The following is a 17,544-nucleotide window of genomic DNA, read 5'->3' on the forward strand; positions in this document are numbered from 1 at the left end:
GGGGACGCTGATGAAATACCTCCTGTGGCTGCTCAAGGCAGCCATTTTTTTTACCCTCTTCGCTTTCGCGCTGAACAACCAGCACGACGCCACCGTCTACTTCTTCTTCGGCACCGCCTGGCGCGCGCCATTGGTGCTGGTGGTGCTGGCTGCGTTCGCGGGCGGGCTCGTGGTGGGTGCGCTCGGCATGCTGCCGGGCTGGTGGAAACACCGCGCCGCGGCGGCGCAACTGCCGGCCGCGGTCCCCGCCCCCCAGGCCGCGAACGCCGCTGCGGCGGGCCCGACCACGGTCGCGCCGCTTCCCACCGACCTCCCTGCCGTGCGTCAACATGGACTTTGATTTCAGCTGGCTGCTGCTGAGCCTGCCGATCGCCTTCGTGCTCGGCTGGCTCGCCTCGCGCTTCGACCTGCGCCAGTTGAAGATGGAAAACCAGCAGGCGCCGAAGGCGTACTTCCGGGGCTTGAACTTCCTGCTGAACGAACAGCAGGATCAGGCGATCGACGCCTTCATCGAAGCGGTGCAGAACGACCCCGACACCCAGGAGCTGCACTTCGCCCTCGGCAACCTGTTCCGCCGCCGCGGCGAGTACCAGCGGGCGGTGCGCGTGCACGAGCACCTCCTGGGCCGTGGGGACCTGACGCGGGCCGACCGCGAACGCGCACAGCATGCGCTGGCGCAGGATTTCCTGCGGGCCGGCCTGCTCGACCGGGCCGAAGCCGCGCTGCGCAAGCTCGAGGGCACCCGCTACGAGAACGAATCGCGGCTGGCGCTGCTTGCCATCTATGAGCGCTCGCGGGAATGGGCGCAGGCCGCCGAAGTGGCGCAGAAGCTCGACGGTGCCGAGCAGGCCAGCTATGCGACGCGGCGTGCGCACCATCTCTGCGAACAGGCGTCGGAGCAACTCGGCAAGGGCGATGCCGCCGCCGCTGCGGCCCTGCTGCAGCAGGCCGCAACGATCGCGCCGGACGCGCCCCGCCCTGCAATCGACAGCGCGAACCTGCAACTGCGCGGTGGCGATGCCCGGGCCGCCTTCGACACGCTGATGGCGCTGAGCGAGCGAGCGCCGCTCGCCTTGCCGCTCTATGCCGCCACGCTGCAGCAGGCCGCGGTGGGCGCGCAGCGCAGCGGCGAAGCGCTGTCGCTGCTGCAGCGTCGCTATGCCGCGGCGCCGTCCATCGACGTGCTCGAGGCAATCATTGCGCTGGGGGGTCGCACGCCGCTGCCGGACGGCCTCGCGAGCGAGCAGCCGGCCAGCCCGCGCGACGGCTACATCGCCCATCTCGCGCACCAGCCTTCGCTGATCGCCGCGTCGCGCTGGCTGGCCGGCGAGACGTTCCCGGACGAGCAGTTCCATCCGCAGGTGCAGCGCGCGCTCGACCAGGCCGCGCGCCCGCTCATGCGCTATCGCTGCGCGGCCTGCGGTTTCGAAGCGCACCAGCACTTCTGGCATTGCCCCGGCTGCCAGGCCTGGGACAGCTACCCGCCACGGCGGGTCGAAGAGCTCTGAACCCGACCGGCAACATGAGACATCCTGCCTTGATCTGTTCGCCGCATCGCCCCTAAGCTGGACAAACCCATGGCGCCGCGGCGCCGCGGGTGCTGTGTTCCATCCAATTCAAACTCAGGGAGAGTTGTCATGTTCAAGAAAATCCTGGCCACCTCGGTCATGCTGTTCGCTGTCGCCTCGTTTGCGGCGGTGGACGTCAACAAGGGCAGCGCGGCCGACTTCGACGGCCTCAAGGGCGTCGGGCCCGCCATGTCCAAGCGCATCGTCGACGCCCGCCAGAAGGGCGAGTTCAAGGACTGGTCCGACCTGATGGAACGGGTCAAGGGCGTCAAGACCAAGACCGCGGCCAAGCTGTCCGCCGAAGGCCTGACCGTGAACGGCCAGCCCTACAAGGCCACGGCCGCGGCGCCCCAGCCTGCCGCGGCGAAGGCTGCCAAGTAGCAGAAGACCGCAGACCGGTCGCACCCTGCGCCAAGCCGCCCACCCGGGCGGCTTTTCTTTGGGCGCTCGGTGCCTTCGGGAAAGGCCCCAGCGGGTGGCCCGATATTTGCACGTATGCTCGCCTCGCATTTCATCATCCACCCTGGAGAGTCCATGAACAACAAGTTCACCCGCGCCGCCATCGCAGCGGTCGCCGCCCTCAGCTTCGGCGGCGTTGCCTTCGCCCAGACCAAGTGGGACCTGCCGACCGCCTACCCGGCCACCAACTACCACACCGAGAACATCGCCCAGTTCGCCAAGGACGTGGACGCAGCGACCGGCGGCAAGGTGAAGATCACCGTGCACGCGAACGCATCGCTGTTCAAGGCACCGGAAATCAAGCGCGCGGTGCAGAGCGGCCAGGCCCAGGCCGGCGAGATCCTGCTGGCCAACTTCGCCAACGAGAACCCGATCTATGCGCTCGACGGCGTGCCCTTCCTGGCCACGACCTACCCCGAAGCCATGAAGCTCTACGCGGCGTCCAAGCCGGCCCTGGAAAAGCTGCTGGCCGCACAGGGCATCAAGGTGCTGTTCATGGTGCCGTGGGCGCCGCAGGGCATCTACTCCAAGAAGGAGATCGGCTCGGTGGCCGACCTGCGCGGCATCAAGTGGCGCGCCTACAGCCCGGCGACCGCCAAGATCGCGGAACTGATCGGTGCGCAACCCGTGCAGATCCAGCAAGCCGAACTGAGCGCCGCCATGGCGACCGGCGTGATCGAGAGCTACATGAGCTCGGGTTCGACCGGCTACGACACCAAGACCTACGAGAGCATCAAAAACTTCTACGACACGCAGGCCTGGATCCCGAAGAACGCGATCCTGGTCAACGCCAAGTCCTTCGACGCGCTCGACGCGCCGACCAAGGCCGCCGTGCTGAAGGCCGCTGCCGATGCCGAGACCCGCGGCTGGAAGGTCGCCGAAGAGAAGAATGCCGAGTACAAGAAGCTGCTGACCGAACGCGGCATGAAGATCCACAAGCCTTCGCCCAAGCTCGACGCCGACATGCGCCAGGTCGGCGGCATCATGCAGGCCGACTGGCTCAAGGCCGCTGGCGCAGACGGTGCGGCCATCGTCGACGCCTATAAAAAGAAGTAATGATGACGCCCCCACGCTCATCGCTTCGCGTATCGCTGCCCCCCGAGGGGGCGCAGGCCTCCCTTGGGGCGGCTCGGCAGGAGGCCTGAATGCGCCGCTTCCTCGATCGTCTGTACGACGGTGCAGGCGCGCTCGGCGCGCTCTGCGTTTTTTTGATCTTCGTGCTGATGATCGTGGCTGGCGTCGGCCGCCAGGTGAACTGGCACGTCAGCGGGCTCAACGACGTGGTGGCCTGGCTCTGCGCCGCGGCTGCGTTCCTGGCGATGGCGCATGCCTTCCGCCATGGCGACTTCGTGCGGGTCACGCTGCTGCTCGACAGCGTCGGTCCGAAGCTGCGACGCATCCTCGATGTGGTCTGTCTGCTGATCGCCTCCGTGTCGGTGGCCTACCTCACCTATGCCGCCACCAGCTTCACCTGGGAGAGCTATGAGTTCGCCGAGATGGCGACCGGCCTGGTGGTCATCCCGATCTGGATTCCGCAGGCAACTTTCGTGGTCGGCTGCTGGCTGCTGCTGATCGCCATGGTCGACGAGCTGGTGGGCGTGGTGCGCGGCGAGAAGCCCAGCTACCAGCGCGCGATCGAAGAGCGGCATGCCGCCGGCGATTTCTCCTCCGACGTCTGACAAGGCACCATGATCGAAACACTCCTGATGGGCGCGCTGCTGCTCGTCATCATGCTGGTGCTGCTGGCCGGCGGCGTCTGGATCGCCATGACGCTGGCCATCGTGGGCTGGGTCGGCCAGGCCTTCTTCACCAGCACCCTGCCCGCCAAGAACCTGTTCTCTTCCTTCTGGGAAAGCAACGCGAGCTGGGAACTGGCCGCGTTGCCGCTCTTCATCTGGATGGGCGAGATCCTGTTCCGCACCAAGCTCAGCGAAGAAATGTTCGAAGGCCTGCGCCCGTGGCTCAACCGCGTGCCCGGCCGGCTGATGCACACCACCATCATCGGCTGCGGTGTGTTCGGCTCGGTCTCGGGCTCCTCGGCCGCGACCTGCGCGACCATCGCCAAGGTGGCGCTGCCCGAACTCAAGCGCCGTGGCTACGACGAGAAGCTGGCGATCGGCTCGCTCGCGACGGCCGGCACGCTGGGCATCCTGATCCCGCCGTCGATCACCATGGTGGTCTACGCAGTCGCGGCCGATGCCTCCATCATCCGCATCTTCCTGGCCGGCTTCCTGCCGGGCCTCCTGCTGATGCTGCTGTTCTCGGGCTACATCGCCTGGTGGAGCCTGCGCAACCCCGACAAGGTGCCGCCGGCCGACCCGCCGACCACCTTCATGGAGAAGATCCGCCTGTCGGGCAATCTGATCCCCTGCGCGCTGCTGATCGTCTTCATCATCTGGGTGCTGGTCGCAGGCTGGGCCACGGCCACCGAATGCGCGGCCTTTGGCGTGCTGGGTTCGCTGGCCATCGCCGCCTACGGCAAGAGCCTGACCTGGAAGAACTTCAAGGACGCGCTGATGGGCGCCACGCGCACCAGCTGCATGATCATGTTCATCCTGGCGGGCGCGGCCTTCCTGACCAAGACCATGGCCTTCACCGGCATCCCGCGGGAGCTGGCCGAATGGGTCGACAGCATGCATCTGTCCCCCTACGCGCTGATCGGCGCGCTGGTGGTGGTGTACCTGGTGCTGGGCACTGCGCTCGACGGCATCTCCATGATCGTGCTGACCAGCGCCGTGGTGCTGCCGATGATCCAGAAGGCCGGCTTCGACCTGGTCTGGTTCGGCATCTTCATCGTGCTGCTGGTCGAGATCGCCGAGGTCACGCCGCCGGTGGGCTTCAACCTCTTCGTGCTGCAGAACATGACGGGCAAGGACAGCAACGTGATTGCCAAGGCGGCGATCCCGTTCTTCTTCTGCCTGGTGGTCTGCATCGCGCTCATCACGATCTTCCCGAGCATCGTCACGATCCTTCCGGATGTGATGATGGGCAGCGAGAAGTAGCGTCGCGATAATCGCGGCATGCTCTTGAACGTCATTGCCATCTGCACCGCCGCCTGCATCGGCGCCCTGGCGCGATGGGGCTTTCAGATGTGGCTCAACCCCGGCAGCCTGCTGCCGTGGGGCACGCTGGCGGTCAACCTGATCGGTGGCTACCTCATCGGCATCGCCATCGCGCTCTTCGAAACCCTGCCGAACATCGATCCGGCCTGGCGTCTGCTGGTGATCACCGGCTTCCTCGGAACCTTCACCACCTTCTCCAGCTTCTCGGCGGAGACGGTCGGCATGCTGATGAACGGCCGGGCTGCGCTCGCGCTCGGCACCATCGCGCTCCACCTCTGCGGATCGCTCTGCCTCACCTGGCTGGGCATCAAGACCGTGCAGGCCTTCGCAGGCTGAAGTCCGTACGCAGCACTGCGGTTTTGTCGGGGGTATCGCAGCGCCCCCGTCGATAGAATCGATCGCAATGCCCCTTGTTTTCCTCGTCGCACTTCCCTTCATTGCCAGTGTGCTCGCGGCGCTGCTGCCCTCGAACGCACGCAATCGGGAATCGACCTTGGCAGGACTGGTTGCGCTGGGCTGCGCGGTGCAGGCGGCATGGCTCTTCCCCCGGGTCGCCAACGGGAACGTGCTGCGCCAGGACTTCGAGTGGCTCCCCGCGCTCGGCCTGAACCTCAGCTTCCGCATGGACGGCTTCGCCTGGCTGTTCTGCATGCTGGTGCTGGGCATCGGGGCGCTCGTGGTGCTGTATGCGCGCTACTACATGTCGGCGTCCGACCCGGTGCCGCGCTTCTTCTCGTTCTTCCTCGCCTTCATGGGGTCGATGATGGGCGTGGTGCTCTCGGGCAACATCGTCCAGATGGTGCTGTTCTGGGAGCTCACCAGCCTGTTCTCCTTCCTGCTGATCGGCTACTGGCACCATCGGCGCGACGCGCGACGCGGCGCCCGCATGGCGCTCACGGTGACCGGCATGGGCGGCCTGTGCCTGCTGGCCGGCGTGCTGGTGCTGGGCCGCGTCGTCGGCAGCTACGAGCTCGACGTGGTGCTGGCATCGGGCGACCTGATCCGCGCCCATCCGCTCTACACCACCGTGCTGGTGCTGGTGCTGCTCGGTGCCTTCACCAAGAGCGCGCAGTTCCCCTTCCACTTCTGGCTGCCGCGCGCCATGGCCGCGCCGACCCCCGTGTCGGCCTACCTACACTCGGCCACCATGGTGAAGCTCGGCGTGTTCCTGATGGCGCGGCTGTGGCCGGTGCTGTCGGGCACCGAACAATGGTTCTGGCTGGTCGGCGGCGCCGGTGCCATCACGTTGCTGCTGGGCGGTTTCGCGGCGATGTTCCAGCGCGATTTGAAGGCGCTGCTGGCCTACTCGACCATCTCGCACCTCGGGCTCATCACGCTGCTGCTCGGGCTCAACAGCCCCCTGGCCGCCGTGGCCGCGGTGTTCCACGTCATGAACCACGCGACCTTCAAGGCCTCGCTCTTCATGGCGGCCGGCATCATCGACCACGAGACCGGTACGCGCGACATCCGCAAGCTCAGCGGGCTGTTGCGCCTCATGCCGATCACCGGCACGCTGGCGATCATCGCCAGCGCGTCCATGGCCGGCGTGCCGCTGCTCAACGGCTTCCTGTCGAAGGAGATGTTCTTCGCCGAGACGGTGTTCATCCAGTCCACGCCGTGGGTCGACTTCAGCCTGCCCATCATCGCCACCGTCGCCGGTGTCTTCAGCGTGGCCTATTCCGCGCGCTTCGTGTTCGACGTCTTCTTCGGCCCTCCTTGTGGCGACGCGGTACCCAAGCAGCCCCACGAGCCGCCGCACTGGATGCGCGTGCCGGTCGAACTGCTGGTGCTGGTCTGCCTGGTGGTGGGCGTGGCGCCGGCCTGGTCGGTCGGCCCGCTGCTGGCAGCCGCCGCGCTGCCGGTGGTCGGCGGCGTGCTGCCGGAGTACAGCCTGGCGGTGTGGCACGGCTTCAACCTGCCGCTGGTGATGAGCTTCGTCGCGCTGGCCGGCGGCGCTGCGCTGTACCTGCTGCAGCGCCGTGGCCGCGCCCAAGGCCATCTCGACTACACACCGGGACTGCACCGCTTCGACGGCCAGCGCATCTTCGAGAACCTGCTGGCACGGTTGAGCGAAGCAGGCCGGCAAAGCCGCCGCGTCTTCGGCACGCGGCGCCTGCAGACGCAGCTGTTGCTGCTGGTGCTCGTGGCGGTGGCCGGCGCCACTGCATCCCTGTCGCTCACGCCCGGCGGTCGCGGCACGCGCGAGCTGCTGCCCTTCTCGCCGATGTTCGCGATGACCTGGATCATCGGCATGGGCTGCGCGCTGGCGGCTGCGTGGCAGGCCAAGTTCCACCGGTTGGCGTCGCTGATGCTCGCAGCCGCGGCCGGCCTGGTCTGCTGTATCACCTACATCTGGTTCTCTGCCCCCGACCTGGCGCTCACCCAGCTGGTGGTCGAGGCGGTGACCACCGTGCTCATGCTGCTCGGCCTGCGTTGGCTGCCGATGCGCAGCAAGGCCACGGTGCAGCCCGCCTCGGCGCGACTGCGCCCGTGGGGCCGCCGCGGGCGCGACCTGCTGGTGGCCGCCACCGCCGGCTGCGGCATGGCGGCGCTGGCCTGGACGATGATGACGCGCGAGTTTCCTCAGAGCATCTCGCCCTTCTTCCTCGACAACGCGCTGAGCCTGGGCGGCGGTACCAACGTGGTCAACGTCATGCTGGTCGACTTCCGCGGCTTCGACACCTTCGGCGAGATCACCGTGCTCGGTGCGGTGGCACTCACCGTCTACGCGCTCCTGCGCCGGTTCCGCCCGGCCATCGAGTCGATGGCCCTGCCGACGCAGCAGCGCCTGCAGACCGACGACGGGAGCAGCGACCTGCTCAACCCGCGCCGCGCGCCAGACGGCGCCATCGGCTACCTGATGGTGCCCGCCGTGCTGGTGCGCCTGCTGCTGCCGCTGTCGGTGCTGGTGTCGGTCTATTTCTTCATGCGCGGCCACAACGCGCCGGGCGGCGGCTTCGTCGCCGGGCTCGTGATGTCGGTGGCGCTGGTGCTGCAGTTCATCGTGTCGGGCACCGAATGGGTGGAGGAGCACCTGCGCATCTACCCGCGCCGCTGGATCGCCATCGGCCTGCTGCTCGCCCTGGCCACCGGTGGCGGCTCGGTGGCGCTGGGCTACCCCTTCATGACGACCCACACCGCCCACCTGCACCTGCCGCTGCTCGGCGAGATCCATGTGCCGAGCGCGCTCTTCTTCGACATGGGCGTGTTCTCGCTGGTGCTCGGCGCGACGATGCTCATCCTCACGGCGCTGGCCCACCAATCGGTGCGCAGCCACCGCTGGGCCGACGAGCAAGCCGAGCGCGAAGCGGCCGAGGCCGCTGCCACGCCGACCGCGGAGGGCGCAGCCTGATGGAAGCCGTGCTCGCCATCGCCATCGGCGTACTCACCGGCTCAGGCACGTACCTGCTGCTGCGACCGCGCACCTTTCAGGTCATCATGGGCCTGACGCTGATCTCCTACGCGGTCAACCTGTTCATCTTCAGCATGGGCCGGCTCAAGGTCGACAGCGAGCCGGTGCTGATCGCCGGCGTCGCATCCACGCTGGCGAACACCGCCGACCCGATGCCGCAGGCCCTGGTGCTGACCGCCATCGTGATCGGCTTTGCGATGACCGCGCTGTTCCTGGTCGTGATGCTGGCCTCGCGCGGGCTGAGCGGCACCGACCACGTCGACGGCGAAGAGCGCGCCCGGGAGGCCGGCGAATGACCGAGTTCCTCAGCCTCCTCGACCGCTTTCTCGACTTCAGCATGCCGCACCTGGTGGCGGTGCCGATCCTGGTGCCGATGCTGACGGCCGCGCTGATGCTGCTGCTCGACGAGAAGCGCCGCCGCATCAAGTCGGCGCTGAGCGTGGCCTCCGGCCTGATCGGCCTGCTGGTCGCGCTGGCGCTGCTGCGCTGGGTCAATGCCGTCGACACCGGCAGCGGCCCGGGCTCCATTGGCGTGTACCTCGCGGGCAACTGGCGAGCGCCCTTCGGCATCGTGCTGGTGGCCGACCGGCTCTCGACCATGATGGTCGCGCTCACCGGCGTGGTGGCCTTCGCCGCATCCATCTACTCCACCTCGCGCTGGGACCGCGCCGGCGTGCACTTCCATCCGATGCTGCAGCTGCAGCTGATGGGGCTGAACGGCGCCTTCCTCACGGGCGACCTGTTCAACCTGTTCGTCTTCTTCGAAGTCATGCTGGCCGCGTCGTACGGGCTGTTGCTGCACGGCTCGGGGCGCCTGCGCGTGTCCGCCGGCCTGCACTACATCGCGATCAACCTGGCGGCCTCGTCGCTGTTCCTGATCGGCGCGGCGCTGCTCTACGGCGTGACCGGCACGCTCAACATGGCCGACCTGGGCGTGCGCATCGCCCAACTCGACGCAGCCGACCGCGGCCTGGTGCACGCGGCCGCCGCCATCCTGGCCACCGCTTTCTTCGCCAAGGCCGGTGCCTGGCCGCTCAACTTCTGGCTGGTGCCGGCCTACAGCGCCGCGGTGTCGCCGGTCAGCGCGGTGTTCGCGCTGCTCACCAAGCTGGGCGTCTACACGATCCTGCGGCTCTGGACCGTGCTGTTCGCGCCCGACACCGGCAGCTCGGCGCAGTTCGGCCAGGACGCCCTGGTCGCCATCGGGCTGGCCACGCTCTTCGTCGGCGCGCTGGGCATCGTCGGCACCCAGCGGCTGTCGAACCTGGCCGGCTTCAGCGTGCTGGTATCGGCCGGCACGCTGCTCGCCGCCATCGGCCTGGGGCAGCCGGCGATCTGGGCCGGCGCGCTCTACTACCTCTTGAGCTCCACGCTGGCGGTCAGCGCCTTCTTCCTGCTGATCGACATGATCGAACGCTGGCGCAACGCCGGCGCCAGCATCGCGCCGCACGAGGCGGCCGACCACGCGCCCTTCCTGTCGGAGGACCTCACGGCGCACAACGACGTCAACCTCGACGACGAACAGCAGGCGCTCTACGGCCGCGCCATTCCGGCCGGCGTGGCCTTCCTCGGCCTGGGCTTCATCGGCTGCACGCTGCTGCTGGCAGGCCTGCCGCCGTTGTCGGGCTTCGTCGGCAAGTTCGCGATGCTGTCGGGCCTGCTCGATGCGCCGGTGCTGAGCCGCTCGAGCTGGCTGTTCCTCGGGCTGCTGCTGGCCTCGGGCTTCATGACCCTGGTGGCGCTGAGCCGCACCGGCATCCGCCACTTCTGGACCCAGCCGCTCAGCGCCAGGCCCACGCTGCGTGCGATGGAGGTGCTGCCGGTGGCGGCGTTGCTGGCCGCCGCCGCGGTTCTCACCCTCGAGGCCGGTCCGGTGATGCAGCATGCCAGCGCCACGGCCGAAGGCCTGTTCACGCCCCAGGCCTACCGCGATGCGGTGGCCGGTGCGCGGCAGGTGCCGAACCCGCCCTCGCCGGGAGCCGCACCATGATGCGCCGCTGGCTGCCCTCGCCGCCGTTGTCGCTCGCGCTCTTCGTGGTGTGGCTGCTGCTGAACCAGTCGCTGCACCTCGCGACCGTGCTGTTCGCCGCGATTCTGGCGATTGTCGTGCCGCTCATCACCAAGGGGCTGCGGCCGGCGGCGGTGCGCATGCGGCGACCGGGCGTCGCGCTGCGGCTGATGGGCACCGTGCTGGGCGACCTGCTGCACTCAGCGGTGGCGGTCGGCCGTGCCTTGCTGACGCGCCGCAGCGCCCACATCCGCGCCACCTTCGTCGAAGTGCCGCTCAGCATGCGCGACCCGAATGCGCTGGCGGTGCTCGCCATGATCTTCTGCCTGGCGCCCGGCACCGCCTGGGGCGAGCTCTCGCTCGACCGCAGCAAGCTGCTGCTGCACGTGTTCGACCTGGACGACGAGGCCGCCTTCATCGAGATGGTCCGCACCCGCTACGAGCGCCCGCTGATGGAGATCTTCGAATCATGACGCCCGTTCTCTTCTGGGCCCTCAAGGGCGCCCTCTTTCTGCTCGCTGTGGCGATGCTCTGCGCCGTCTGGCGGCTGCTGATCGGCCCGACCGCGCAAGACCGCGTGATGGCGCTGGACTGCCTCTACATCAACGGCATGCTGATGATGCTGGTGCTCGGCATCAACTATGCGAGCAATGTCTATTTCGAGGCCGCGATGCTGATCGCGCTGTTCGGTTTCGTCGGCTCGACCGCCCTGGCGAAATTCCTGCTGCGCGGCGAGGTGATCGAATGACCGCGGCGCTGCAGCCATGAACGTCGTGCCCGACTTCATCATCGGCCCGTTGCCGCTGTGGGCGGAGATCGTGACCGGCCTGTTCGCGGTGCTCGGTGCGGCCTTCGCGGCGGTCGGCTCCTTCGGGCTGGTGCGGCTGCCGACCTTCTTCCACCGCATCCATGCGCCGACGCTGGGCGCGACGGCAGGCGTGTGGTGCATGACGATCGCGACCATCGTCTACTTCTCGGTGCAGGGTTACAGCCTGTTCCTGCATGCGGTGCTGATCGCGGTCTTCGTGGCGCTGACCGCGCCGGTCACCACCATCTTCCTGATGCGCGCGGCGCTGTTCCGCGAACGCCAGAAGGGCGGTAACGTGCCGCCGACCACCGACCGCGGCGACTGAGCGGGCGCAAGGCGCGAGGCCCGGCACGGGCCGGTCCCGCATCGGACTCTGCCTACAGCACGACAGCGCAGAGGCGCCCTTCGCCGGCCGGCAGCGCTGCCTAGCATTCGCTGGCGCCCCCGCAGTTGCTCCGCCGCATCCGGTGCCGGTCCTGCGCCATGGACGGCGCCGGAAGGAAGCCCCCAAATGAACCTCCACGATCCCGCATCGGGCGCCAACGCGGCCGTACCCTCGGCCGCCGAAGCCGCCCCGCAACACCTGCGCATCGAGTTGGTCGTCAACGGCCACAGCCAGCAGCTGGAGGTCGACACCCGCACCACCCTGCTCGACGCCCTGCGCGAGAACCTGCAGATGACCGGCACGAAAAAGGGCTGCGACCACGGGCAATGCGGTGCCTGCACGGTGCTGGTCGAAGGCCGGCGCATCAACGCCTGTCTCTCGCTCGCCGTAATGCATGACGGCGAGGCCGTCCGCACCATCGAAGGCATGGCGCAGGGCGATCAGCTGCACCCGCTGCAGGAGGCCTTCCTCAAGCACGACGGCTTCCAGTGCGGCTACTGCACACCCGGCCAGATCTGCTCGGCCGCCGGCATGCTGGCCGAAGCGAAGGCCGGCATGCCCAGCCATGCGACGCGCGACCTCGATGCGCCGGTCGCGCTGCTCTCGGCCGAAGAGATCCGCGAACGCATGAGCGGCAACCTGTGCCGCTGCAGCGCCTATCCGAACATCGTCGCCGCCATCCAGGATGTGGCCGGGAGCCGCGCATGAAAGCCTTCAGCTACGAACGCGCCGATTCGCCCGCCGCAGCCGCCGCTGCGGCTGCCCGGCCGGGCACCCATCTGATCGCCGGCGGCACCAACCTGCTCGACCTGATGAAGCTGCAGATCGAGGTGCCGACGCATCTGGTGGACATCAACCGACTCGACCTCGACCGCATCGAGCCCACGGCCGAGGGCGGATTGCGCATCGGCACGCTGGTGCGCAACGCCGACCTCGCGGCCGACCCGCGGGTGCGCCGCGACTACGCGGTGCTCAGCCGTGCCCTGCTGGCCGGCGCATCGGGCCAGCTGCGCAACAAGGCCACCACCGGCGGCAACCTGCTGCAGCGCACCCGCTGCGTCTACTTCTACGACACGGCGCGCCCGTGCAACAAGCGGCAGCCGGGCTCGGGCTGCGCCGCGCTGGAAGGCTACAACCGCGCGCACGCCATCGTCGGCGCCAGCACGCAATGCATCGCGGTGCATCCGTCGGACATGGCAGTGGCGATGCGCGTGTTGGACGCCAACGTGGAAACCGTGTCGCCGAGCGGCGCGAAGCGTGTCATCCCGATCGCCGACTTCCACCGGCTGCCCGGCGACTCGCCGCAGCGCGACAGCAACCTGCAGCCGGGCGAGCTCATCACCTCGGTCACGCTGCCGCCGCCGGTGCGCGGCCGTCACGTCTACCGCAAGGTGCGCGACCGTGCCTCCTATGCCTTCGCGCTGGTGTCGGTCGCGGCCATCGTCGACAGTGACGGCGACCAGGTGCGCAGCGCGCGCATGGCCTTCGGCGGCGTGGCCCACAAGCCCTGGCGCGTCGACGCGGCCGAGACGGTGCTGAACGGTGCCACCGCCGGCGACACCGCGTGGAACGCGGCCGCCGATGCCGCATTGACGGGTGCGCACGGCTACGGCCACAACGATTTCAAGATTCCGCTGTTGCGGCGCACGCTGCAGGCGGCCCTGCGCGAAGCGGCCACGCCCGCGTGAAGGAAGACATGCCATGGAAATGAACTCGCCCGCCGCGCGCAACCCGATCGACGAGAACCGCGGCGGCCTGATCGGCAAGCCGATCGACCGCGTCGACGGCCGCCTCAAGGTGACCGGGCGCGCGCCCTATGCCTACGAGGTGCAGGAAGCCGGCCGTGCCGCCTGCGGCTTCATCGTCGAGGCCAGCATCGCGAAGGGGCGCGTGGCCGACATCGATGCGTCCGCCGCCGAAAGCGCGCCCGGCGTGCTGCTGGTCTACACGCACCGCAACGCGCCGGCACAGGGCGCCTGGGGCCCCCTCGAGGCGAAGGACCGCTTCGGGCGCTCGTCACCGCAGCTCTTCAGCGACCGGGTGCGCTACTACGGCGAAGCGGTGGCCTACGTGGTCGCCGAAAACTTCGAGCAGGCGCGCTCGGCCGCCAAGCAGGTGAAGATCCGCTACGCACCGGAGCCCGGCGAATTCGAGATGCGCGGCCGCGAGGCCCAGGCCGTGACGCCACCGGACGACGAGCAGCAGCAGACCGACAGCCACGTCGGCGACTTCGAGGCCGCCTTTGCCAGCGCGGCGGTGCGGCTCGATGCGACCTACACCACGCCGCACCACATCCACGCGCAGATGGAGCCGCATGCCACCCTCGCCTTCTGGGAGGGCGACCGGCTGACGGTGCACTGCGCCGCCCAACTGATCCAGAGTGCGCAGCAGGCGGTCGCCAACACGCTGCAGATCCCGCCCGAGCAGGTCCGCATCGTCAGCCGCTACATCGGCGGCGGCTTCGGCGGCAAGCTGCCGGTGTACGGCGATGTGATGCTGTCGGCGCTGGCGTCGCGCGCGCTGAGGCGGCCGGTCAAGACCGCGCTCACCCGCCAGCAGATGTTCCACTTCACCACGCACCGCAGCGACACGGTGCAGCGGGTGCGCCTCGGGGCCACGGCCGACGGCCAGCTCACCGCTGTCGCGCACGACACCCTGTCGCACAGCGCCCGCTTCGACAACTTCTACGAGACCGGCAGCACGCAGACGCGCACCCTCTATGCGGCGCCGAACCGGCTGACCACCCACCGCATGCTTCCGCTCGACCTGCCGATCTCCGACTCGACCCGTGCACCCGGCGAGGCGGTGGGCATGCTGGCGCTCGAGCAGGCGATGGACGAACTGGCCGAGCGGTTGAAGCTCGACCCGATCGAACTGCGGCTGCGCAACGAACCCGCGCAGGACCCGGAGAAGAACATTCCCTTCTCCAGCCGGCAGCTGGTGCGCTGCATGAAGGAAGGCGCCGAGCGCTTCGGCTGGTCGCGCCGCACCGCGACGCCCGGCAGCCTGCGCGAAGGCCGCTGGCAGGTCGGCATGGGCATGGCGGCCGCGATCCGCTCCAACTACCTGATGGACGCGAAGTGCCATGTCGCACTCGACCACCAGGGCGTGCTCACCGCGCGCATGGCGATGACCGACATCGGCACCGGCAGCTACACCGTGCTGACGCAGATCGCCGCGGAGATGCTCGGCCTGCCGCCCGACCAGGTGCGCATGGAACTCGGCGACAGCGACTTTCCCGCGACACCGGGTTCCGGTGGCTCGTGGGGTGCGGCGAGTGCCGGCTCCGCGCTGTTCGATGCCTGCAGCCGGCTGCGCGAGCAGATCGCGCGCCAGTTGGGCGTGTCCGCGTCCGAGCTGGTGCTGGCCGAGGGCCGTGCCAGCGGCGGCGGCCGTTCCGAAGCGCTCGGCGCGTTGGCCGGCACCCTCGGCCTGCAGGCCGACGGCGAGATCGGGAAGGGCGACATGGCGACGAAGTTCTCGCAGCAGGCCTACGGCGCGCACTTCGCCGAGGTCGCAGTCGACATGGACACCGGCGAGATCCGGCTGCGCCGCATGCTGGGCGTGTTCGCGGCCGGCCGCATCCTGAACCTGAAGACGGCGACCAGCCAGGCGACCGGCGCGATGATCTGGGGCGTGGGCGCGGCGCTGCACGAGGCCGCCATCGTCGACCCGCGCTTCGGCTGCTTCGTGAACCACGACCTGGCCGAATACCATGTGCCTTCGCACGCCGACATTCCGGCCATCCAGGCGGTGTTCCTCGACGAGGTCGACGACAAGACCAACCCGTTGAAGATCAAGGGCGTCGGCGAGCTGGGCATCTGCGGCGCCGGTGCGGCGGTGGCCAATGCGGTCTACAACGCCACCGGCGTGCGCATCCGCGACTATCCGCTGACGCTCGACAAGGTGATGGCAGGGAACGCCCGCCAGGCCTGAACCCGCAGACTCGCGGGCGTCCTCCCCGGCCTCAGGGCGCCGTGGCCGCCTCCAGCCGTGCCAGCCAGCGCATCGCCTCGGGGCCGGAGCTGCCGCACATCTCGGCCGACGGTCGCAGCCCGCCGCAGCAGGCCGGCCGCTCCGGTCGGCCGAAGATGGCGCAGCGCTGGTCGGCCATCAGCTGCACGCAGCGGACGCCCGCCGGCTTGCCGTCGGGCATGCCCGGAATGGCGCTGCTGATGGAGGGTGCGGTGCAGCAGGCGCCGCAACCCGGGCGGCAGTCCATGCCGCTCAGCCCAGTTCTTCCTGCAGCGCCTTGGCGTTCGCGACGGCGATCTCTCGCGGCAGCGCGACGCCGTTCTTCACCGCCAGGATTTCCGCCATGACGCTCACCGCGATCTCCGGCGGCGTCTTGCTGCCGATGTAGATGCCGATCGGCCCACGCAGCCGGACCAGCGACGCCTCGGTCTGGTCGAAATGCTCGACCATGCGCTGGCGGCGCGCCTGGGCATTGCGGCGCGAGCCGATCGCACCAACATAGAAGGCCTCGCTCGCCAGTGCCTCCAGCAGCGCGAGGTCATCAAGCTTCGGGTCGTGGGTCAGCGCGACCACGCAGCTGCGGCGATCGGGGCGAAACGCGTTCACCGCGTCGTCGGGCATCTCGGTGGTGACGGCGACGCCGGGCACCGACCAGGCGCTGCGGTACTCGACCCGCGGGTCGCACAGGGTGACGGCGAAGCCGCTGAACTTCGCCATCGTGGCCAGGTACTCGGCCAGCTGGCCGGCACCGATCAACAGCATGCGGTACTCGGGGCCGAAGGTGTTGACCAGCTGGCGCTCGTCCACGCCGAGGGCCGCGGGCGACGACGCCTCGGCCAGCTGCACGGCGCCATCGGCGAGCGACACGGTGCGGGCCATCAGCCGGCCGCGTTCCAGCGCTGCCACCAGGGCCTCCAGCGAGGCCGGGTCGGGGTCGTACTCGAGCAGCAGTTCGAGCGTGCCGCCGCAGGGCAGGCCGAAGCGGTGCGCCTCGTCCGCGGTGATGCCGTACTTGACCAGCGTCGGCGCGCCGTGGGGCATGGGCTCGGCCGCGCCGTGCAGCCGGCTGTAGCGGGCGATCAGATCGTCCTCGATGCAGCCGCCCGAGACCGAGCCCACCACCGCACCGTCTTCGGCCAAGGCCATGATCGAGCCCACCGGCCGGGGCGACGAGCCCCAGGTGCGCACCACCGTCGTGAGCAGTGCGCGCTTGCCGGCGAGCCGCCAGTCGCGCAGGGTGCGCAGCACCATGACGTCGAGGTTTTCCATGCTGTCAGCCCGCGTCCGATTCCTTCTTGCCGCCCAAGCCCATCTTCTGCATGAAGCCGGCGACCGCGCCTTTTTTCTCTTCCGCCACCGCGTCGCCTTCGGCCGGCGGCGGACCGTAGCGGCGCTGCATCTCGGCATCGAAGCGCTTGAAGAAGTCGTCGGCGGTGGACTTGGCCGCGCCGTCGATCAGCCGCTGGCCCAGTTGCGCGATCTTGCCGCCGACCTGCGCCTGCACCGTGTAGTCGAGTTCGCAGGCGCTGGCGTCGTCCGGCACCGGCCTGAGCGTGACGCTCGACGACCCCTTGGCGAAGCCGGCCACGCCGCCCTGGCCTTCGAAGCTGAGCTTGTAGCCATCGGGCGGCGTGATGTCGGCAAGCGAGACCTTGCCGGCGAACTTGGCCGACACCGGGCCGACCTTGACCGCGGCCGAGACGGCGTATTGGTGGTCGCCGGTCAGCTCGAACTTGTCGCAACCGGGGATGCACTTCTTCAAGGTCTCCGGATCGTTCAGGGCCTCCCAGGCCTGCTGCTGCGTGACGCCGAGGCGGCGGTTGCCGAGCATTTCCATGATGGTTCTTCCTTCTTGTCGTGGGGGGTG

19 protein-coding genes are annotated in these 17,544 nt (G+C 68.9%); 16 read left to right on the top strand and 3 right to left on the bottom strand.

What is annotated here, in order from left to right:
* Nucleotides 1-10 precede the first annotated feature (10 nt).
* From ACSFBE_RS15520 to ACSFBE_RS15595, 16 genes are all read left to right on the top strand, one after another.
* Complete coding sequence (locus ACSFBE_RS15520) at nt 11-340, top strand: LapA family protein (protein WP_435491292.1); 330 nt, start codon at nt 11-13, stop codon at nt 338-340.
* Nucleotides 330-1,508, top strand: coding sequence for a lipopolysaccharide assembly protein LapB (gene lapB / locus ACSFBE_RS15525; protein WP_435491293.1), 1,179 nt, complete (start codon nt 330-332; stop codon nt 1,506-1,508). The genes ACSFBE_RS15520 and lapB overlap by 11 nt, the downstream gene beginning before the upstream one ends.
* Nucleotides 1,509-1,637: 129 nt before the next feature.
* Nucleotides 1,638-1,949 carry a ComEA family DNA-binding protein gene (locus tag ACSFBE_RS15530; RefSeq protein ID WP_435491294.1) on the top strand — a complete coding sequence of 104 codons (312 nt, stop codon included), beginning with the start codon at nt 1,638-1,640 and terminating at the stop codon, nt 1,947-1,949.
* 153 nt (nt 1,950-2,102) lie between these two features.
* The gene (locus ACSFBE_RS15535; RefSeq protein WP_435491295.1) at nt 2,103-3,083 is read left to right on the top strand and encodes a TRAP transporter substrate-binding protein; all 981 of its coding nucleotides are present in this window, start codon (nt 2,103-2,105) and stop codon (nt 3,081-3,083) included.
* An 89-nt stretch (nt 3,084-3,172) separates the two neighbouring features.
* On the top strand, nt 3,173-3,706 hold the full coding sequence (locus ACSFBE_RS15540; RefSeq protein WP_435491296.1) for a TRAP transporter small permease: 534 nt from the start codon (nt 3,173-3,175) through the stop codon (nt 3,704-3,706).
* Nucleotides 3,707-3,715: 9 nt separating this feature from the next.
* A complete protein-coding gene (locus ACSFBE_RS15545; protein ID WP_435491297.1) occupies nt 3,716-5,029 on the top strand; it encodes a TRAP transporter large permease in 1,314 nt (437 codons plus the stop codon).
* An 18-nt stretch (nt 5,030-5,047) separates the two neighbouring features.
* Nucleotides 5,048-5,425 carry a fluoride efflux transporter CrcB gene (crcB, locus tag ACSFBE_RS15550; protein ID WP_435491298.1) on the top strand — a complete coding sequence of 126 codons (378 nt, stop codon included), beginning with the start codon at nt 5,048-5,050 and terminating at the stop codon, nt 5,423-5,425.
* Between the two features lie 67 nt (nt 5,426-5,492).
* On the top strand, nt 5,493-8,441 hold the full coding sequence (locus ACSFBE_RS15555; RefSeq protein ID WP_435491299.1) for a monovalent cation/H+ antiporter subunit A: 2,949 nt from the start codon (nt 5,493-5,495) through the stop codon (nt 8,439-8,441).
* Nucleotides 8,441-8,797 (top strand): Na+/H+ antiporter subunit C, encoded by a 357-nt coding sequence (locus ACSFBE_RS15560; RefSeq protein WP_435491300.1) that lies wholly within the window; start codon nt 8,441-8,443, stop codon nt 8,795-8,797. Before ACSFBE_RS15555 ends, ACSFBE_RS15560 begins: the two co-directional genes overlap by 1 nt.
* Complete coding sequence (locus ACSFBE_RS15565) at nt 8,794-10,491, top strand: monovalent cation/H+ antiporter subunit D (RefSeq protein WP_435491301.1); 1,698 nt, start codon at nt 8,794-8,796, stop codon at nt 10,489-10,491. Before ACSFBE_RS15560 ends, ACSFBE_RS15565 begins: the two co-directional genes overlap by 4 nt.
* Entirely contained in the window at nt 10,491-10,982 is a 492-nt protein-coding gene (locus ACSFBE_RS15570; RefSeq protein WP_435491443.1) for a Na+/H+ antiporter subunit E, read from the top strand. The genes ACSFBE_RS15565 and ACSFBE_RS15570 overlap by 1 nt, the downstream gene beginning before the upstream one ends.
* Nucleotides 10,979-11,257, top strand: coding sequence for a K+/H+ antiporter subunit F (locus tag ACSFBE_RS15575; RefSeq protein WP_435454743.1), 279 nt, complete (start codon nt 10,979-10,981; stop codon nt 11,255-11,257). The genes ACSFBE_RS15570 and ACSFBE_RS15575 overlap by 4 nt, the downstream gene beginning before the upstream one ends.
* Nucleotides 11,258-11,282: 25 nt before the next feature.
* Nucleotides 11,283-11,642 carry a monovalent cation/H(+) antiporter subunit G gene (gene mnhG / locus ACSFBE_RS15580; RefSeq protein ID WP_435491444.1) on the top strand — a complete coding sequence of 120 codons (360 nt, stop codon included), beginning with the start codon at nt 11,283-11,285 and terminating at the stop codon, nt 11,640-11,642.
* 186 nt (nt 11,643-11,828) lie between these two features.
* The gene (locus ACSFBE_RS15585) at nt 11,829-12,410 is read left to right on the top strand and encodes a 2Fe-2S iron-sulfur cluster-binding protein (protein ID WP_435491302.1); all 582 of its coding nucleotides are present in this window, start codon (nt 11,829-11,831) and stop codon (nt 12,408-12,410) included.
* Entirely contained in the window at nt 12,407-13,390 is a 984-nt protein-coding gene (locus ACSFBE_RS15590) for an FAD binding domain-containing protein (protein ID WP_435491303.1), read from the top strand. The genes ACSFBE_RS15585 and ACSFBE_RS15590 overlap by 4 nt, the downstream gene beginning before the upstream one ends.
* A gap of 13 nt (nt 13,391-13,403) precedes the next feature.
* Complete coding sequence (locus tag ACSFBE_RS15595) at nt 13,404-15,638, top strand: molybdopterin cofactor-binding domain-containing protein (RefSeq protein WP_435491304.1); 2,235 nt, start codon at nt 13,404-13,406, stop codon at nt 15,636-15,638.
* A gap of 31 nt (nt 15,639-15,669) precedes the next feature.
* On the opposite strand, the gene ACSFBE_RS15600 is transcribed toward ACSFBE_RS15595, so the two are convergent.
* From ACSFBE_RS15600 to ACSFBE_RS15610, 3 genes are read right to left on the bottom strand one after another with little or no spacing between them, the layout of a single operon-like run.
* Nucleotides 15,670-15,924, bottom strand: a complete 255-nt coding sequence (locus ACSFBE_RS15600; RefSeq protein ID WP_435491305.1) for a YkgJ family cysteine cluster protein — start codon at nt 15,922-15,924, stop codon at nt 15,670-15,672.
* Nucleotides 15,925-15,929: 5 nt separating this feature from the next.
* Nucleotides 15,930-16,946: an XdhC family protein gene (locus ACSFBE_RS15605; protein WP_435491306.1), complete on the bottom strand. Its 1,017-nt coding sequence runs from the start codon at nt 16,944-16,946 to the stop codon at nt 15,930-15,932.
* Between the two features lie 4 nt (nt 16,947-16,950).
* Entirely contained in the window at nt 16,951-17,514 is a 564-nt protein-coding gene (locus ACSFBE_RS15610; RefSeq protein ID WP_435491307.1) for an SRPBCC family protein, read from the bottom strand.
* Nucleotides 17,515-17,544: the final 30 nt, after the last annotated feature.

The organism is Variovorax sucrosi, assembly GCF_051216635.1.
Classification (GTDB): domain Bacteria; phylum Pseudomonadota; class Gammaproteobacteria; order Burkholderiales; family Burkholderiaceae_C; genus Variovorax.

What these genes read in the sequence shown, in the direction of transcription:
- ACSFBE_RS15520 (WP_435491292.1), top strand. Translation starts at nt 11, where the DNA reads ATGAAATACCTCCTGTGGCTGCTCAAGGCAGCCATTTTTTTTACCCTC.
- lapB (WP_435491293.1), top strand. Translation starts at nt 330, where the DNA reads ATGGACTTTGATTTCAGCTGGCTGCTGCTGAGCCTGCCGATCGCCTTC.
- ACSFBE_RS15530 (WP_435491294.1), top strand. Translation starts at nt 1,638, where the DNA reads ATGTTCAAGAAAATCCTGGCCACCTCGGTCATGCTGTTCGCTGTCGCC.
- ACSFBE_RS15535 (WP_435491295.1), top strand. Translation starts at nt 2,103, where the DNA reads ATGAACAACAAGTTCACCCGCGCCGCCATCGCAGCGGTCGCCGCCCTC.
- ACSFBE_RS15540 (WP_435491296.1), top strand. Translation starts at nt 3,173, where the DNA reads ATGCGCCGCTTCCTCGATCGTCTGTACGACGGTGCAGGCGCGCTCGGC.
- ACSFBE_RS15545 (WP_435491297.1), top strand. Translation starts at nt 3,716, where the DNA reads ATGATCGAAACACTCCTGATGGGCGCGCTGCTGCTCGTCATCATGCTG.
- crcB (WP_435491298.1), top strand. Translation starts at nt 5,048, where the DNA reads ATGCTCTTGAACGTCATTGCCATCTGCACCGCCGCCTGCATCGGCGCC.
- ACSFBE_RS15555 (WP_435491299.1), top strand. Translation starts at nt 5,493, where the DNA reads ATGCCCCTTGTTTTCCTCGTCGCACTTCCCTTCATTGCCAGTGTGCTC.
- ACSFBE_RS15560 (WP_435491300.1), top strand. Translation starts at nt 8,441, where the DNA reads ATGGAAGCCGTGCTCGCCATCGCCATCGGCGTACTCACCGGCTCAGGC.
- ACSFBE_RS15565 (WP_435491301.1), top strand. Translation starts at nt 8,794, where the DNA reads ATGACCGAGTTCCTCAGCCTCCTCGACCGCTTTCTCGACTTCAGCATG.
- ACSFBE_RS15570 (WP_435491443.1), top strand. Translation starts at nt 10,491, where the DNA reads ATGCGCCGCTGGCTGCCCTCGCCGCCGTTGTCGCTCGCGCTCTTCGTG.
- ACSFBE_RS15575 (WP_435454743.1), top strand. Translation starts at nt 10,979, where the DNA reads ATGACGCCCGTTCTCTTCTGGGCCCTCAAGGGCGCCCTCTTTCTGCTC.
- ACSFBE_RS15585 (WP_435491302.1), top strand. Translation starts at nt 11,829, where the DNA reads ATGAACCTCCACGATCCCGCATCGGGCGCCAACGCGGCCGTACCCTCG.
- ACSFBE_RS15590 (WP_435491303.1), top strand. Translation starts at nt 12,407, where the DNA reads ATGAAAGCCTTCAGCTACGAACGCGCCGATTCGCCCGCCGCAGCCGCC.
- ACSFBE_RS15595 (WP_435491304.1), top strand. Translation starts at nt 13,404, where the DNA reads ATGGAAATGAACTCGCCCGCCGCGCGCAACCCGATCGACGAGAACCGC.
- ACSFBE_RS15600 (WP_435491305.1), bottom strand. Translation starts at nt 15,924, where the DNA reads ATGGACTGCCGCCCGGGTTGCGGCGCCTGCTGCACCGCACCCTCCATC.
- ACSFBE_RS15605 (WP_435491306.1), bottom strand. Translation starts at nt 16,946, where the DNA reads ATGGAAAACCTCGACGTCATGGTGCTGCGCACCCTGCGCGACTGGCGG.
- ACSFBE_RS15610 (WP_435491307.1), bottom strand. Translation starts at nt 17,514, where the DNA reads ATGGAAATGCTCGGCAACCGCCGCCTCGGCGTCACGCAGCAGCAGGCC.